This is a genomic window from Mycolicibacterium rutilum (genome assembly GCF_900108565.1).
In the GTDB taxonomy this organism is placed as follows: Bacteria; Actinomycetota; Actinomycetes; order Mycobacteriales; family Mycobacteriaceae; genus Mycobacterium; species Mycobacterium rutilum.
On record NZ_LT629971.1, the window covers coordinates 2,914,407 to 2,930,585 of the forward strand.

The window sequence follows — 16,179 nt, forward strand, 5'->3', positions numbered from 1 at the left end:
GACAATCTGTCAGTGGATTTTCGCAACGTCGCCATCGTGGCACACGTCGACCATGGGAAAACGACCCTGGTCGACGCGATGCTTCGCCAATCGGGCGCCCTGACACACCGTGGTGACGACGCCACCGAACGCATCATGGACTCCGGTGACCTGGAGCGTGAAAAGGGCATCACGATCCTGGCCAAGAACACCGCGGTGCACCGACACCACGCGGACGGCAGCGTGACCGTCATCAACGTCATCGACACCCCTGGACACGCCGACTTCGGCGGCGAGGTCGAGCGCGGGCTGTCGATGGTCGACGGCGTGTTGCTGCTGGTCGACGCCTCCGAAGGGCCGCTGCCGCAGACCCGGTTCGTGCTGCGCAAGGCGCTGGCCGCCCACCTGCCGGTGATCTTGGTGGTCAACAAGACCGACCGGCCGGACGCGCGGATCAGCGAGGTCGTCTCCGACAGCCACGACCTGCTGCTCGACGTCGCCTCCGACCTCGACGAGGAGGCCCAGAAGGCCGCCGAGGACGCGCTCGGTCTGCCGACGCTCTACGCGTCGGGCCGCGCAGGCATCGCCAGCACCACCGAACCGGCGAACGGGGAGAACCCGGCCGGCGACAACCTCGACCCGCTGTTCGACGTGCTGATGGAGCACATCCCGCCGCCGACCGGCGATCCCGAGGCCCCGCTGCAGGCCCTCGTCACCAACCTCGACGCGTCGGCGTTTCTGGGCCGGCTGGCGCTGATCCGCATCTACAACGGCAAGCTGCGCAAGGGCCAGCAGGTCGCGTGGATGCGTGAGGTCGACGGCGTCCCCGTGGTGACCAACGCGAAGATCACCGAACTGCTGGCCACCGTCGGCGTCGAGCGCAACCCGACCGACGAGGCCGTCGCCGGCGACATCGTCGCGGTCGCCGGCATGCCCGAGATCATGATCGGCGACACGCTCGCCGATCTGGAGCACGCGCACGCGCTGCCACGCATCACCGTCGACGAACCGGCGATCTCGGTGACGATCGGCACCAACACCTCGCCGCTGGCGGGCAAGGTGTCGGGCCACAAGCTCACCGCGCGGATGGTGCGCAACCGGTTGGATCAGGAGCTGGTCGGCAACGTGTCGATCAAGGTCGTCGACATCGGCCGCCCCGACGCCTGGGAGGTGCAGGGCCGCGGCGAGTTGGCGCTGGCAGTGCTGGTCGAGCAGATGCGCCGCGAGGGCTTCGAGCTGACCGTCGGTAAGCCGCAGGTGGTCACCCGCACGATCGACGGCAAGCTGCACGAGCCGTTCGAGGCGATGACCATCGACTGCCCCGAGGAGTTCGTCGGCGCCATCACTCAGTTGATGGCTGCGCGCAAGGGCCGCATGGAGGACATGACCAACCACGCGGCGGGCTGGGTGCGGATGGACTTCATCGTGCCCAGCCGCGGGCTCATCGGCTTCCGCACCGACTTCCTGACGATCACGCGCGGCACCGGGATCGCCAACGCGGTGTTCGACGGCTACCGGCCGTGGGCGGGGGAGATCCGCGCCCGGCACACCGGCTCGCTGGTGTCAGACCGCAGCGGCAGCATCACGCCGTTCGCGATGATCCAGCTCGCCGACCGCGGACAGTTCTTCGTCGAGCCCGGGCAGGACACCTACGAGGGGCAGGTCGTCGGAATCAACCCTCGCGCAGAGGATCTCGACGTCAACGTCACCCGCGAGAAGAAGCTGACGAACATGCGGTCGTCCACGGCCGACGTGATCGAGACGCTGGCCCGGCCGCTGGAGCTCACCCTCGAGCAGGCGATGGAGTTCTGCGCCGAGGACGAATGTGTCGAGGTGACACCGGAAGTCGTTCGGGTGCGCAAGGTCGAGTTGAACGCGAGCCTGCGGGCGCGCGCGAAAGCTCGGGCCAAAGCCCGCGGGTAGTCCCGCGAGTGGCCAGTTATCACGCGCTATTGCGTAGGTAAGCGCTGATAACTGGCCACTCGGCGGGGGCTACTTCTCCTACTTCTCGGACTTCTCGTGCTTCTCGTGCTTGGGCGCCTTGTCCGAGGTGTCGGACTTGCTGGTCGAGCTGTCGGACTTGGCCGCCGAATCACTCTGCGCGGAGTGCTCATTCGTGCTCTCAGACGGCTTGGCCGGTTTGGCGGGCTTGGCCTCGTGCGACGTCTCCGCCTCGCCCGCGTCGGCCGCCGCGTTGTCCTTGGGCGTTTCCGCGGGCTTGTCGGCCTTGTCGGTCTTGTCGGCCTTATCGGTCTTGTCGCTCGTCGCTGCGTCCGGTTTCCGTGTCGCGGAATCGCTTTCACTCTTCGACGGCGACACGGACTCGGCGGCCGGGGTGTGTTCCGGCGCCGTGGCCGTGGGCACCGACACGGTGACCGCGGTGGTGTGTGCGGCGCTGGGCAATTCGGCTGCGGGGGCGGCGGTGACCTGCGCTGCCTTCAGCGTGGTGGGCGGTGCGGGCAGCGCGTGCAGTGCCGAGGCGACGATGTTGCGCAGGTTCAACAGGCCCGAGATCGTGCCGGCGGTCAACTCGCCGAAGTCCCCGAGCGGCGAGAGCAGGCCGGCCGACGGCAGCCCCAGCGGCGAGGTGCCAAACCCGTTGAGCACCGCGCCGGTCAGGGTCGCGGGGGCGTTGATCAGTGCGCCGGCCAGGCCACCGAGGTCGCCCTGGCCCAGCGCGTCGACGACCTGCTGTGCGGTGGCGGCACCGGCGTTCACCAGCGAGATGACCGGAGCACTGACCGCCAGCAGCGCGGGGAGCGCGAGTTGCGGGACGGCCGCGACGACGTTCGCCAGGTTCTGCACGGTGTTGGCCACCACCGGCCATCCCGCGTTGAACCCGTCGACCAGGCTCAGCACGACCGGCAACACCGAGGACACCACCGTCTGCACAGCACCGGTGACGTCACCGGCTGCGAGCTGACCACCCGCGGACTGCAATGTGGCGGGCAGCCCGGCGATCGAACCGTTGATCGCCCCGACGGTCTGCTGCGCGGCATGCGCAAGGACAGCGACGTTCGAGAGTTGGTCGGCGATGATCTGGCTGAGCACCGGTGCCGGGTCCGCGCCGAGTTGCCCGCCCAGCTGGCCGAGGTTGTCGACGGTGGCGGCGATGACCTGGGCCCACTGCTGCAGCGGGTTGGCCATCGCGGCCAGTTCGACCTGTGCCGCGGACAGCTGCGGCACGTGCACGTCGGGCAGGTGGATCTCGGGCAGGGTCGGCGCGATCGGGCTCACGGCGATGACCGCAGCACCGGCCAGAGCGATGGCGGGTCCAGCGTGGCGCCGGGCGGCCGGTGGCACGTCGTACATGGGGAACTCCTTAACTAAAACGAAACGACTGCCAGAACCTACCCATGAGTAAGATCAGAAATCCATACCATTCCTAAACCTGTATAGATGCTCTATAGATGCTGTGAATGCCGGGCAATTCTTGTTTACGGTGCCGTTAAGTCGCTGGTCACAGGGATACCGGTCATCAGTTGAATGGCGCAGCGTCAAATTCCGCGTTGACCGATATTTCTTTCTCGACTGTCGCTATGACGTCCACAAGATTGTGCTTACCTAGGTGCCATTAGCCAATGCCGAAGGCTGGCCGATCTTGATCAGCCCCGACCTTCGCGAACCCGGTTCGCTGCGGACGGCGCCAGAGTTTCGGCCGCTGCGGGCGGGCCCGCCCGTCGTCTGTGCGCAGCGAAGTTTGCGGCTCGAACTGTCCGGCGCCGTCATTTATTCGCCGGCTTCCGGGCCGCGCTACGAGCTGGCAGCACCTGTCACTTCTGCGGGAAGACTGGCCGAGCGCGCTCGACGGCTGCCGATACCCTGAAGGGCGTGCCGGCCCCCCTACGCGTCATCGCCGCAGTGTCTGCGATGGTGAGCCTGGTCGCCGGTTGCACCGTCAGCCCGCCACCGGCCCCGCAGAGCACCGACACCTCGGAGACCACGGCGCCCCCGCCCGTCCGCGCGATGCAGGTGATCATGGCGATCGATTGGATCGGCCCGGGATTCAATCCGCATCTGCTCAGCGACCAGTCCCCGGTGAACGCGGCGATCAGCTCGTTGGTGCTGCCCAGTTCGTTCCGGCCGATCCCTGATCCCAGGACACCGACCGGATCGCGCTGGGAACGCGACCCCACCCTGCTGGAGTCCGCCGAGGTCACCAGCGAGGACCCGTTCACGGTCACCTACAAGATCCGTCCCGAGGCGTCGTGGACCGACAACGCACCGATCGGGGCGGACGACTTCTGGTACCTGTGGCAACAGATGGTCAGCCAGCCCGGCGTCGTCGACCCGGCCGGCTACGACCTGATCACCGGCGTCCAGTCCGTCGAGGGCGGCAAGACCGCGGTCGTCACGTTCTCTCAGCCGTATCCGGCCTGGCGCGAGTTGTTCAACAACATCCTGCCCGCGCACATCGTCAAGGACGTACCGGGCGGATTCGCCGCGGGGCTGGCGCGCGCGCTGCCCGTGACGGGTGGACAGTTCCGGGTGGAGAGCATCGATCCGCAGCGCGACGAGATCCTGCTCGCCCGCAACGACCGGTACTGGAGCACGCCGGCCAAACCGGACCTGGTTCTCTTGCGGCGAGGTGGGGATTCCGCGGCGCTGGCCGACTCCATCCGCAACGGCGACACCCAGGTGGCCCAGGTGCACGGCGGCGCGGCGGCGTTCGCGCAACTGTCCGCGATCCCGGATGTGCGGACGGCGCGCATCGTCACTCCGCGGGTGATGCAGCTCAGCCTGCGCGCCCAGCAGCCGGCCCTCGCCGATTCCCAAGTGCGCAAGGCGATTCTGGGTCTGCTCGACGTGGATCTGCTCGCCGCGGTCGGTGCCGGTGACGACAACACCGTGACGCTGGCGCAGGCGCAGGTGCGGTCACCGTCCGACCCCGGGTATGTGCCGACAGCGCCGCCCGCGATGGCCAAGGAGGACGCGCTCGGACTGCTCGCCGGCGCCGGGTACGAGGTGGAACCGGTCGAGACCGCGGCCCCGCCGACGCCGGGGAACCCGCCACCCGACAACGACCGCGGCCGGATCACCAAAGACGGAGAGCCGCTGTCGTTGGTGATCGGCGTCGCCGCCAACGACCCGACGTCCATCGCGGTGGCCAACACCGCGGCCGATCAACTGCGCAACGTGGGGATCACAGCGTCGGTGTCGGCGCTCGATCCGCCGATCCTCTACGGCGATGCGTTGACCAACAACCGGGTGGACGCGGTGGTCGGCTGGCATCACGCCGGCGGGGACCTGGCGACGTCGCTGGCATCGCGCTACGGGTGCCGAGCCTTGGAAGCGACGCCCGTACCGACCGCGCAACCCGGCACGCCCCCGCCGACGACCACCAGGACGACGGCCCCCACGAGCGTCCCCGCCACGCCGGCGCCCACTCCGACCGCCACGACGACCAGTCCGGCTCCGGAGTCCGACGAACTGGTTCAAGCGCCGAGCAACATCACCGGCATCTGTGACCGCAGCATCCAGCCCAAGATCGACGCGGCGCTCGACGGCACCGAAGACATCGCCGAGGTGATCACGGCCGTCGAACCGCGATTGTGGAACATGGCGACGGTGTTGCCGATCCTGCAGGACACCACGATCGTGGCCGCCGGACCCAGCGTCCAAAACGTCAGCCTGTCCGGCGCGGTGCCCGTCGGCATCGTCGGGGACGCAGGCCAGTGGATGAAGATCCGCCAGTAAGCCCCACGCGCGCAAGGCGATCGGCCCCTTCCCGGGAGGAAGGGGCCGATCGTTTGGCGTGACGTGTTACTCGGTGTCGCCGCCCGAGCCACCGTCGTCCGAGCCACCGTCGTCTGAGCCACCGTCGTCTGAGCCACCGTCGTCCGAGCCGGCGTTCTCGTCGCTGTCGGTGTCGTCGTCGGCCGCGGTGTCACCGGTCGAGTCGTCGGCACTCGACTCGTCGCCGCCGGTCTCACCCGGCGTGGCCTTGTTGCCGTCGGTCAGGTCGGTGCCGCCGCCGGGCTTGCCCTGCTCCTCGGTGTCGTCCTGCTCGGTGCCGTCCTCCTCGGTGCCCTCGGAGGCTTCCTCGCCCTGGCTCTCCTCGGTGTCGTCTTCGTCGCCGGCCACCGCCGTGCCGCTGCCGTCGCCACTGCCGCCGGTCGACTCGGCCGAACCCGTTGCGGTCGAAGCGTTCTCGACCGACGCTGTCTCGTCGGCGGACGTGGACACCGCCACGGTCAACGCGTCCTCAGAGGGCAGATCCGACGCCTCCGGCAGGCTCGCCGGGGCCGCACTCGGTGTGATCGCCGCCGCGATCATGTCGCGGATCTGCATGAGGACGTTGATGGCGCCCAGGCCGTCGCTCAACAGACCGCCGTCAACTCCGAAGCCGTTGAGGAAGCCGTTGAGCACGACTGCCGGGGCGGCGACGACGGCGCCGAGCACGCCGATCGGGTCACCGGCCGACGCCGCGTCCACGACGTTCTGGATGGCTTCGGCCGTCGCGTACACCGAGCTCGACAGCGGGGCCAGCAGCCCGATCCCGGCGAACGCCGCGATGGTCTGGAATTGCTGCGTCACGGCCAACAGATTCGCCACCGGTGCTTCCAGCGCGGACTGCAACACCGGCAGCAGCGGAAGCGCCGCGAACAGCGCAGGCTGGAAGAGGGCGGCGACCAGGTGCGGTGCCGCCCCGGTGAAGTTGCCCGCCCCGATCAGTTCGAAGGCCTGCTCGAGTTCCGGAGCCGCGATCGTCTGGAAATTGCTGAACAGATCGCCGCCGAACGCCTGAAGCCCCTCGAGGGCGGCTCCGGCTGTGGTCCATTGGTTTTCGAAGATCTGGGTCAGGATCGGGGCAGGGTTCGCCAGGAACGTCTCCGCGAGACCGCCGATGTTGCCTGCTGTGGTCTCGATCAGTTGGAAATACGCCTCGATCGGATTGACCGATGCCGCCAGCTGCACCGGCTTGGATGCCATCGCCGCTGCGGCAGCCTGAAGGTCCGAGGGGACCACGGGCGATACGGGCGCCAGTGCGATCGCGCCTGCACCGACTAAACCGACACCTGCCGTCAGATACGACCGGAATGCACCCTCCACTGCAAACTCCTTTACCTCTATGTAATCGGGGGACACACGGAAGTTACCGCTAAGTAAGGTTTTGCGGAACGTCTTTTCTGAAAAAGGTTTACGCAGGTCAGGCGCTGGTAAGACCATTTGCGAGCAAATCGTCCGTTGTGACGGTAGAGCACCTAATAACTGGCGTGAGTTTTGGCAAATTATCGAGATCGCTAATTCTGATGGCGAACGCAGAGCGCGCCATAGGTGAACTTATTGCGGTCGCTAATTAGCTGTCCTCGGTTTCAGGCGCGACTCTTCCAGTCCGATGCGCTGTTGAGCGCCGACCGCGAAGTTGCCTTCGGTGGGCTCGTGATACAGACGGCGCACGCGCGCCCGCGCCGCTTTGTTGGCGTCGCCGAGAATCGGGGAGAGCGTGTGGCATTTGCCCGAATCGCCGGCCCGTGACGCATGCTGCCGGCGGCTCGCGAACAAAAGAAATCGGCCCCTTCTCGCCTGGAGAAGGGGCCGATCGTTCAGTGGGGGTTACTCGGTACCGCCGCCGTCGCCGCCGCCGTCGCCGCCACCCGTGTCGCCGTCGCCCGCGTCGCCGCCGGTGTTGACGGTGGGAGTGGTCTCGGTCGGCTCGGTCTCCTCGCCGGTGCCGTCACCGGCTCCGGTGGTGCCCTCGCCGACGTTGACCTGGCCCGGCTCGACCTTGTTCCCGTCGCTCAGATCGGTGCCGCCGCCGGCCTTGGTTTTCTCCTCGGTTTCTTTCTCGAGGTCGCCGTCGTCGCCGTCGTTCTCCTCCTCGAGGCCACCGGTCTGGCCGCCCTCGGCGCCCTCCGAGCCTTCGCCACCTTCGGCGCCCTCTTCGCTCTCTTCGTCGGACGCGCCGGTCGAACCGGTTCCGCCGTCACCGGAGATGTTGACGTTGACGAAGTTGGCGTCGTCGTTGGGCAGCGAGTTCGCGGTGATGCCCTCGTCGGTGCTGGTATCCGACTCGGTCCGCAGGAGCGTCATGTCCTGAGGTGCGATCGCATCCGCGATCGCCTGGCGGATCCCGAGCAGGAAGCCGATGGGTCCGGCCCCGAGGGCGCCGAGAAGGCCTTCGGGCGTGAGAACGCCAGGGGCGGGCAAGATTCCGAGCAACAGCGGACCGTAACCGCCGTTGAGCACGCCGTCGGCGATCACGGCGGGGGTGTTCACCAGGGCGCTGACGACCTCGCCGAGGTCGCCGGAGCCCACGGCGTCGATGACGCCTTGGACCGCGGTTCCGACGGAGCCGATTCCGCTGAGCACGGGGCCGGCGATCGCGAGTGCGCCGCCGAGGATCGCGCCCACCAGGACGTCCTGCACCACGGCATTGAAGTTGTTCACGGCGGTGGTGATCGGAACGACGATGGCGCCGACGACCTCGAGCAGCGGCAGCGCGAAGGTCAACGGAAGGCTCAGCAGAGTGTTGAGCGCGCCCTCGACATTGCCGTTGCTGAGGTCGTTGAACGCTGTCTGCAGCAGCTGCGGGACCTCGTCGGTCAGCGCCGTGGCGATGCCGTTGGCGGCGGTACCGACCGCGGCGACGAGGCTCTCGATGTTGGCGAACTGGTTCGCGAGGACCTGTTGAAGCACGGGCACCGGGTTCGACAGGAAGATCTCGGCGAGTGCCTGAGTGTTGCCGAGGGACCGTTCGAAGACCTCGGTGTAGAAGTCGACCGGATTCGCCGTCAGCGCGACCGCGGCGCTCGATATCGAGGCAGCCGACAGCTTGGAATCCGGCGGCGCGACCGCGATCGGGGCGATCGCGAGGGCGCTCGCTCCGACCACGGCTATACCCGCCTTCATGCGGGGACGAACAGCGACCTGCATTGCATCTCCTTTGACTTCGCTGTAACTGGGGCCAGTCGCAATTTACCTTTACGTAAGTTTGCGTGCATTCAGTTTTGGCGGAAAAACTGAAACGTGTTCCACCTTTTGAACTGCTCGAACAGTACTTGCTACAAAGTCGCGCCTCTCTGCAAAACATTCGCTGGGGTATTCGCTTCGTGGATAGGCGTGCCGTTGGAAAGCGGGACTAATTAACTGACGGCTGACGGTAACGTCAAAATCGCATCAAGATCACGAAAGGGTTACGGTAGGGGACGTTGCAGACCGCGCCCCCGCCGGCGTCAGCGATCCGCAGGGGCACGCGCAGCGATGTTGATCTGGCAAACAATCGGTGCAACGACGGCTCGGGTGCGCGTGCGGGGGTTGACGGAAGTTGGGCAAGCTAGTGCGAATGGAACGTCCTCGACTGTTGTTCGTCCATGCGCATCCCGACGACGAGACGCTCACGACGGGCGCGACGATCGCCCACTACGTCGCCCGCGGCGCAGACGTGCGTGTCGTCACGTGCACGCTCGGCGAGGAGGGTGAGGTGATCGGGGAGCGGTGGGCGCACCTTGCCGTCGACGCCGCCGACCAACTGGGCGGCTACCGCGTAGCCGAGCTGACCGCCGCGCTCAACGCGCTCGGCATCGACGAACCCGAGTACCTCGGCGGCGCCGGCCGGTGGCGCGACTCCGGTATGGCCGGCACCCCGGCGCGCCACCACCAGCGGTTCATCGACGCCGACCCCCGCGAGACCGTCGGGGCGCTGGTGGCCGTGATCCGCGAGCTGCGCCCGCATGTCGTCGTCACCTACGACCCGCATGGCGGGTACGGCCACCCCGACCACATCCATGCGCACCGGGTGACGACGGCTGCCGTCGAGCAGGCGGCGGGCGGAGACCACCCGTGGGCCGTGCCGAAGCTCTACTGGGCGGTGACCGCGACATCGGCGATGGCCGAGGGGCTCGCCGCGATGACCGACGTGCCCGCAGCATGGTCCAGGGTGAGCGTCGACGACGTCGGTTTCGGCTATCCGGACGACGAGATCGACGCGGTGATCGAGGCGCCTGATGTCCTGCCGGCCAAGATCGCCGCGATGCGGGCACACGCCACGCAGATCACCGTCGCCGCCAACGGCGAGTCATTCGCGCTGTCGAACAACATCGCGCTGCCGGTCGGCGCCGTCGAGCACTACATCCTCGTGGCTGGCGGCGCCGGCGAGCGGGACGCACGCGGTTGGGAGACCGATCTGCTGGCCGGGTTGAAGCTCGGATAGCGATGTCGCGAAGGGGTAAGCTCCCGGACAGTCGGCGGCGCACGGAAGGGACGGCACATGGATCAGGATCTCGATCCCAACCTGCAGCACTGGCAGGACCGCCTCGACAACCTGCAGTGGGTGCTCGGGTCGATCACCGGGCTGCTGGACAGCATCCCGACCTGAGTTCGCCCGCTCCGGCCGCGGAGCGTCGGCATGTGGCGGTGCTGACGCTGCTGGCCGTCGACGGCGTGCTCTGCGCGATCGCCGCCGCCCTTTTCCTCCCGCTCCGCATTGGAGCAGTCCCCTTCCCGATCAGCGCCCTGATCGCCGGTGCGGTCAATGTCGCGCTGGTGTGGGCGGCGCTGCACTGGACCTCGTCGCCGCGCGTCGCCGCAGTACCGCTGTGGACCTGGCTCGCGACGGTCGGGGTCCTGACGTTCGGCGGTCCCGGTGACGACGTCGTCTTCGGCGGCGCGGGCGTGATGGGGTACGCGGCCCTGTTGCTGATCGTGCTCGGCGCGGCGCCGCCGGCCTATCTGCTGTGGCGCCACGTGAACAGCTGACCGCTACTCGGCAGGCGCGGTCTCGTTCTCGTTCTCGGTCTGGGTCTCGGACGGCTCTTGCGTGGGGGCGACGGTGGTCGCGTCGTCGTTGTCGGCGTCGTCAGCCGTCGTCGCCTCGTCGACATCCGGGTCCTGCGACGTGGGGCCGCGCACCTCGCCCTGCGCCGACACGGTCCCGTTGGAGCCGGTGGTCGGTGTTGGGCTGATCTCGGCGACGGGGTCGGTGTCGATGACGCCGTCGGTGGGCGACTCTTCCTCTATCTCCTCGTCCGCATGCTCGACGTCTTCGACATCTTCCTTTTCGGCGATGTCCTCGGTGAACGACGTACGCATCGCCGAGGCGTCCTGGTCCTCGACCACCTCTTCCGTCGTCGCCGCGACGAAGGGGCCGATCGGCGGGATCGGCGGCAGCGGCGGCAACCAGAACGCGATCTGCGCGTTGGCGAAGTAGATGAAAGCGTTCACCGTGTCGACGCCGACGTTGGCCAGGCCTTGTCCGAAGCTGATCTGGCCGTCGATCCAGTCCGCGAAGTTGAACGTGACGCTGCGGGCGATCTGCTCGCCGGTGTTGTAGAAGATCATGATCTGCGGGGCGAACCACCCCACGACCGGAATCCAGCCGACCGCATACTCGGCCACCTCGAAACCCCACTGGACCCACGGCTCGATTGCGTTGTAGGCGTTCTCGATGAACGTGCCCACCGAGTTGCCGACCGCGACCGGTGGGAACTGCGGTGCGGGGAACGCCGCGGCGGCGCTCGGCGGCACGAAGAAGCGTTGCAGGAGGTCGGGCAGATCCGTCACCGCCAGCGGTTCGACGGCGGCGGCGAGTCGCATCGGCGGCGTCGCGACGTGCGAAACGGCGGTGCTCGGTTGGCTGCGCGCCGGCGCGGGCGCAGCGACCGTCAGGGCCGTCGCAGTTACCGCCGCGGCACCGATGGCCAGGCTCGCGCGAACTGTCTTCTTCATGGAAATCGCCTCCCGGCACGTCACCAACCACGTCTGCTCAGCAACTTACGCGCATGTCAGTTCGATACCGCGGATTCGATCAATCAAGCCCGACGTGGCGCGCACCGGGCCGATTCGCGAGGACTAGGGTGGCCGGTATGTCGGGCGGATGGCAGACAGCGTCGATTGCGGGAAGTGAGACAGCGGGGATGATTCTCGTCGACACCGGGGTTACAGGGGAGTGGCTCTGAACCCTCAGCGAGGCGCCGATCTGCCCAGTCCGGTGGTCCCACCGAAGTCCGATGCCCCCAGTCCTGCCGCGCTGCGGCGGGTGCTGCGACGTGCCCGCGACGGCGTGGCGCTCAACGTCGACGAGGCCGCGATCGCCATGACCGCGCGCGGCGACGACCTCGCCGACCTGTGTGCCAGTGCGGCGCGCGTGCGCGACGCCGGCCTGGAGGCGGCGGGCCGTCGTGGCGGGTCGGGGCGCCTACCGGTCACCTACTCGCGCAAGGTCTTCATTCCCGTCACGAACCTGTGCCGCGACACCTGCCACTACTGCACGTTCGTCACGGTGCCGGGACGGTTGCGCGCTCAGGGCAAGGGCATGTTCATGGAGCCCGACGAGATCCTCGACGTGGCCCGACGCGGAGCCGAACTCGGTTGCAAGGAAGCGTTGTTCACGCTCGGCGACCGGCCCGAGGCCAGGTGGGACGAGGCCAAGCAGTGGCTCGACGAGCGTGGCTACGACTCGACGCTCGACTACGTGCGCGCGATGGCGATCCGGGTGCTCGAGGAGACCGGATTGCTGCCGCACCTGAACCCCGGCGTGATGAGCTGGTCGGAGCTGTCGCGACTGAAGCCCGTCGCGCCGTCGATGGGCATGATGCTCGAGACCACGTCGCGGCGGCTGTTCGAGACCAAGGGCCTGGCGCATTACGGAAGCCCCGACAAGGATCCCGAGGTCCGGTTGCGCACCCTGGCCGACGCGGGCCGGCTGTCGATCCCGTTCACCACTGGCCTGCTGGTGGGCATCGGGGAGACGCTCGTCGAGCGTGCCGAGACGATTCATGCGATCCGCCGCTCGCACAAGGAATTCGGGCACGTGCAGGAAGTGATCGTGCAGAACTTCCGCGCCAAGGACCACACGGCGATGGCGGCCACGCCGGACGCGGCGTTCGAGGATTTCGTGGCCACGGTGGCCGTCACCCGGCTGGTGATGGGCCCGAAGATGCGCATCCAGGCGCCGCCGAACCTGGTGTCCCGTGCCGAGTGCCTGGCCCTGGTGGGTGCGGGCGTCGACGACTGGGGTGGCGTGTCGCCGCTGACCCCCGATCACGTCAACCCCGAACGCCCGTGGCCGGGCTTGGACGAGTTGGCGGCGGTGACGGCCGAAGCGGGCTACGACCTCGTGCAACGGCTCACCGCGCAACCGCAGTACGTTCAGGCGGGCGCGGCGTGGATCGACCCGCGGGTGCGCGGCCATGTCGACGCGCTGGCCGATCCCGACACCGGGTTCGCGTTGGATGTCAACCCGGTCGGCAGGCCGTGGCAGGAGCCCGATGAGGCGTCAGAGTCGTTGGGGCGGGTGGATCTTCACGCGGCGATCGACGACGCGGGCCGGCTCACCGAGACACGCAGCGACCTGGACAGCGCGTTCGGCGACTGGGAATCGATCCGGGAGAAGGTCTCCGAACTGGCGGCCCGGGTACCCGAACGCGTCGACACCGACGTGCTGGCGGCGCTGCGGGCGGCCGAGCGCGATCCGGCCGCACTGTCCGACGACGAGTATCTCGCGCTGGCGACCGCCGACGGACCGGCATTGGATGCTGTTGCGGCGCTGGCGGATTCGCTGAGGCGCGACACCGTCGGCGACGACGTGACGTTCGTCGTCAACCGCAACATCAACTTCACGAACATCTGCTACACGGGCTGCCGGTTCTGCGCGTTCGCGCAGCGTAAGGGTGACGCCGACGCCTACTCGCTGTCGGTCGACGAGGTCGCCGACCGAGCCTGGGAGGCGCACGTCGCCGGCGCAACCGAGGTGTGCATGCAGGGCGGTATCGATCCCGAACTGCCGGTGACCGGTTACGCCGATCTGGTGCGCGCGGTCAAGAAACGGGTGCCGTCGATGCACGTGCATGCGTTCTCGCCGATGGAGATCGCCAACGGCGTGACCCGCAGCGGCCTGTCGATCCGCGAATGGCTGACATCCCTGCACGAGGCCGGACTGGGCAGCATCCCCGGGACCGCGGCCGAGATCCTCGACGACGAGGTGCGCTGGGTGCTGACCAAAGGCAAGCTGCCCACCTCGATGTGGATCGAGGTCGTCACGACCGCACACGAGGTCGGGCTGCGGTCGAGTTCGACGATGATGTACGGCCACGTCGACCAGCCGCGGCACTGGGTCGGGCACCTGCGGGTGCTGCGCGAGATCCAGGACCGCACTGGGGGTTTCACCGAGTTCGTGCCGCTGCCGTTCGTGCACCAGAGCTCGCCGCTGTATCTGGCGGGCGGCGCGCGACCGGGCCCGACGCATCGGGACAACCGCGCGGTGCACGCCCTCGCGCGGATCATGCTGCACGGCCGGATCTCCAACATCCAGACCAGCTGGGTCAAACTCGGCGTCGAGCGCACGCAGGTGATGCTCAACGGCGGTGCCAACGACCTGGGCGGCACGCTGATGGAGGAGACAATCTCAAGGATGGCCGGCTCGGAGTTCGGCTCGTTCAAGACGGTCGAGGATCTGGTCGCGATCGCCGAGGGCATCGGCCGCCCGGCCCGTCAGCGCTCGACGACCTACGACGCCCTGGCTGCCTGACCGTTCGTGCACGCTCGCGCGTGCGAGTGTCAGTCGACGACCAGGCAGCTGTTGTCGTCGCCGTTGCCGACGGCGCCCTGGTTCTCGATCACCACGCGGCCGGTGTTGTCCTCGACGACGCGGCAGTAGACGTTGCCGCCCGGCCACGCGTGCGGGTTGACGCCGACGTGGGCGGGCGCCCCGGCGGGCACCACGTGGTGGAACGTCTTGGGCGCCGGATCGCCGAAGTTGCACTGGCGGTCGGGCCGCGTCCCGCCGCTGACTTCGGCGACGTCGATCGCGATGCAGCTCGGCGGCGTCCACGACAGCTCCGTGGTGTAGCTGCGTTCGATCCAGATCGGGTCCTGGGCGGTCGCGACCGGAGCGCCCACGAGCGCGAGTGCGATCGGCGCGAGGTTGCCCCGGCTCCCGTGAATGCACGCGACCCCGCCGCAGCGGTCAACCATGCGACCCCGGTTCCCTTTGACGGCACCGCGCGGGAATTTAATCGGACTGGGGTCCGTTTACGATATGAGTGTCGGCGCAGGGCCGGCACCGCCACGAACGACTGAAGGAGACTCCCATGACCGCAGCAGTGAGCACCGGCCTGAGCACCGGCACCTGGGCCATCGACCCGGTGCACTCGACCATCGGCTTCTCGGTACGCCACCTCATGGTCAGCAAGGTGCGCGGCAGCTTCGACACGTTCAGCGGCGCGATCACCGTCGCTGAGGACGGCACGCCGTCGGTGACCGCGGAGATTGCCGTGGACTCCATCAACACCCGCAACGAGCAGCGCGACGCCCACTTGAAGTCCGCGGACTATTTCGACGCCGAGAACCATCCCGTCGCCACCTTCACCTCGACCGGAGTCCGGACGAATGGTGACACCTACCTGATCGACGGAGACTTCACCCTCAAGGGCATCACCAAGCCGGTCACCCTCGAGGTCGAATTCAACGGCGTCAACCCCGGCATGGGACACGGCGAGGTGGCCGGCGCCGAGGCGTTAGTCGTGCTGAACCGCAAGGATTTCGGCATCGATCTCGACATGCCGCTGGAGACCGGTGGCACCGTCGTCGGCGACAAGGTGACCATCACCCTCGAGATCGAGGCGCTCAAGCAGGCCTGACCTCGTCACGTCTTCAGCTGGATCGCCGGCGGCGCCTCGTCGGGCACCACGAGAGCGATCGCCGACTCCAGCAACCAGAACACGACCGTCGACACCAGGATGGCGAGGGCGGGCAGGGCGACGATCGGCGCGGCGACGAGCAGCACCAGCAGCAGCGCCCCGGGCAGATCTTTCAACCACCCTGACCCGCCCTTGCCCTGGACGATCGCCGACAGCCGCACCGCACTCCAGATGATCCAGCGCCGTAACAGGCTGACGCCGTCGCGTTGCATCTGCAGGCGGAAGCGGTAATCGGCTTGCCGGCGGTCGCATCCGGTGCGGTCCGGGTAGCGCCACAGGTAGTCGTGCAGCACCGCCGCGCGGGCGTAGCGGCCCGCGCGCGGAACGAACCAGGCGACGGCCCCGGGGACCGAGACCAGGTCGGTCGCGAAGTCCGCGCAGACCTCGAACGCATCGTTCGGGCTGTCGAACTTCAGCGGCTGCGTGGTCCGCCACTCGTCCCAGGCACTCTCCTTGAAGAACCGCTTGGCGGCTCGCACGGTGTCGAGCTCGGCGGCGGTCAGTTGGCGGACATGCAGGACGGCGGCTTGATCGGTGGGTGGTGCGCAACGCTCCATTCCGC

At 68.0% G+C, this 16,179-nt stretch carries 12 protein-coding genes; 6 read left to right on the forward strand and 6 right to left on the reverse strand.

What is annotated here, in order from left to right; all coding sequences use genetic code 11:
- The first annotated feature begins 6 nt into the window (after positions 1–6).
- Positions 7–1,902 carry a translational GTPase TypA gene (typA, locus tag BLW81_RS14310; protein ID WP_157897940.1) on the forward strand — a complete coding sequence of 632 codons (1,896 nt, stop codon included), beginning with the start codon at positions 7–9 and terminating at the stop codon, positions 1,900–1,902.
- 78 nt (positions 1,903–1,980) lie between these two features.
- On the opposite strand, the gene BLW81_RS14315 is transcribed toward typA, so the two are convergent.
- Positions 1,981–3,291: a hypothetical protein gene (locus tag BLW81_RS14315; protein ID WP_083407728.1), complete on the reverse strand. Its 1,311-nt coding sequence runs from the start codon at positions 3,289–3,291 to the stop codon at positions 1,981–1,983.
- Positions 3,292–3,849: 558 nt separating this feature from the next.
- Between BLW81_RS14315 and BLW81_RS14320 the strand changes: the two genes are divergently transcribed.
- Positions 3,850–5,676, forward strand: a complete 1,827-nt coding sequence (locus tag BLW81_RS14320) for an ABC transporter family substrate-binding protein (RefSeq protein ID WP_083407729.1) — start codon at positions 3,850–3,852, stop codon at positions 5,674–5,676.
- Between the two features lie 66 nt (positions 5,677–5,742).
- Here the strand turns inward: BLW81_RS14320 and BLW81_RS14325 are convergent, their stop codons facing one another.
- Positions 5,743–6,912 (reverse strand): ICP22 family protein, encoded by a 1,170-nt coding sequence (locus tag BLW81_RS14325; RefSeq protein ID WP_083407730.1) that lies wholly within the window; start codon positions 6,910–6,912, stop codon positions 5,743–5,745.
- A 624-nt stretch (positions 6,913–7,536) separates the two neighbouring features.
- Positions 7,537–8,856, reverse strand: a complete 1,320-nt coding sequence (locus BLW81_RS14330) for a hypothetical protein (protein WP_083407731.1) — start codon at positions 8,854–8,856, stop codon at positions 7,537–7,539.
- A 409-nt stretch (positions 8,857–9,265) separates the two neighbouring features.
- Here BLW81_RS14330 and mshB point away from each other — a divergent pair, with 409 nt between their 5' ends.
- Both mshB and BLW81_RS14340 read left to right on the forward strand, forming a co-directional pair.
- Complete coding sequence (gene mshB / locus BLW81_RS14335; protein ID WP_083407732.1) at positions 9,266–10,132, forward strand: N-acetyl-1-D-myo-inositol-2-amino-2-deoxy-alpha-D-glucopyranoside deacetylase; 867 nt, start codon at positions 9,266–9,268, stop codon at positions 10,130–10,132.
- Positions 10,133–10,248: 116 nt separating this feature from the next.
- Complete coding sequence (locus tag BLW81_RS14340) at positions 10,249–10,677, forward strand: hypothetical protein (RefSeq protein ID WP_407662333.1); 429 nt, start codon at positions 10,249–10,251, stop codon at positions 10,675–10,677.
- Between the two features lie 3 nt (positions 10,678–10,680).
- On the opposite strand, the gene BLW81_RS14345 is transcribed toward BLW81_RS14340, so the two are convergent.
- Positions 10,681–11,646, reverse strand: coding sequence for a hypothetical protein (locus BLW81_RS14345; protein WP_083407733.1), 966 nt, complete (start codon positions 11,644–11,646; stop codon positions 10,681–10,683).
- Between the two features lie 220 nt (positions 11,647–11,866).
- Here BLW81_RS14345 and BLW81_RS14350 point away from each other — a divergent pair, with 220 nt between their 5' ends.
- Positions 11,867–14,446 (forward strand): bifunctional FO biosynthesis protein CofGH, encoded by a 2,580-nt coding sequence (locus tag BLW81_RS14350; protein WP_083407734.1) that lies wholly within the window; start codon positions 11,867–11,869, stop codon positions 14,444–14,446.
- A 29-nt stretch (positions 14,447–14,475) separates the two neighbouring features.
- On the opposite strand, the gene BLW81_RS14355 is transcribed toward BLW81_RS14350, so the two are convergent.
- Positions 14,476–14,817 (reverse strand): hypothetical protein, encoded by a 342-nt coding sequence (locus tag BLW81_RS14355; RefSeq protein ID WP_157897698.1) that lies wholly within the window; start codon positions 14,815–14,817, stop codon positions 14,476–14,478.
- 191 nt (positions 14,818–15,008) lie between these two features.
- On the opposite strand from BLW81_RS14355, the gene BLW81_RS14360 reads away from it, so the two are divergent.
- On the forward strand, positions 15,009–15,557 hold the full coding sequence (locus BLW81_RS14360; RefSeq protein WP_083407736.1) for a YceI family protein: 549 nt from the start codon (positions 15,009–15,011) through the stop codon (positions 15,555–15,557).
- A 5-nt stretch (positions 15,558–15,562) separates the two neighbouring features.
- On the opposite strand, the gene BLW81_RS14365 is transcribed toward BLW81_RS14360, so the two are convergent.
- Entirely contained in the window at positions 15,563–16,174 is a 612-nt protein-coding gene (locus BLW81_RS14365; RefSeq protein ID WP_083407737.1) for a DUF1353 domain-containing protein, read from the reverse strand.
- Between the last annotated feature and the right edge of the window lie 5 nt (positions 16,175–16,179).

Excerpts from the sequence above, each read along its gene's own strand:
- BLW81_RS14320 (WP_083407729.1), top strand. The coding sequence starts at position 3,850 with ATGGTGAGCCTGGTCGCCGGTTGCACCGTCAGCCCGCCACCGGCCCCG.
- BLW81_RS14330 (WP_083407731.1), bottom strand. The coding sequence starts at position 8,856 with ATGCAGGTCGCTGTTCGTCCCCGCATGAAGGCGGGTATAGCCGTGGTC.
- BLW81_RS14345 (WP_083407733.1), bottom strand. The coding sequence starts at position 11,646 with ATGAAGAAGACAGTTCGCGCGAGCCTGGCCATCGGTGCCGCGGCGGTA.
- BLW81_RS14365 (WP_083407737.1), bottom strand. The coding sequence starts at position 16,174 with ATGGAGCGTTGCGCACCACCCACCGATCAAGCCGCCGTCCTGCATGTC.
- BLW81_RS14315 (WP_083407728.1), bottom strand. The coding sequence starts at position 3,291 with ATGTACGACGTGCCACCGGCCGCCCGGCGCCACGCTGGACCCGCCATC.
- BLW81_RS14325 (WP_083407730.1), bottom strand. The coding sequence starts at position 6,912 with ATGGCATCCAAGCCGGTGCAGCTGGCGGCATCGGTCAATCCGATCGAG.
- mshB (WP_083407732.1), top strand. The coding sequence starts at position 9,266 with ATGGAACGTCCTCGACTGTTGTTCGTCCATGCGCATCCCGACGACGAG.
- BLW81_RS14360 (WP_083407736.1), top strand. The coding sequence starts at position 15,009 with ATGACCGCAGCAGTGAGCACCGGCCTGAGCACCGGCACCTGGGCCATC.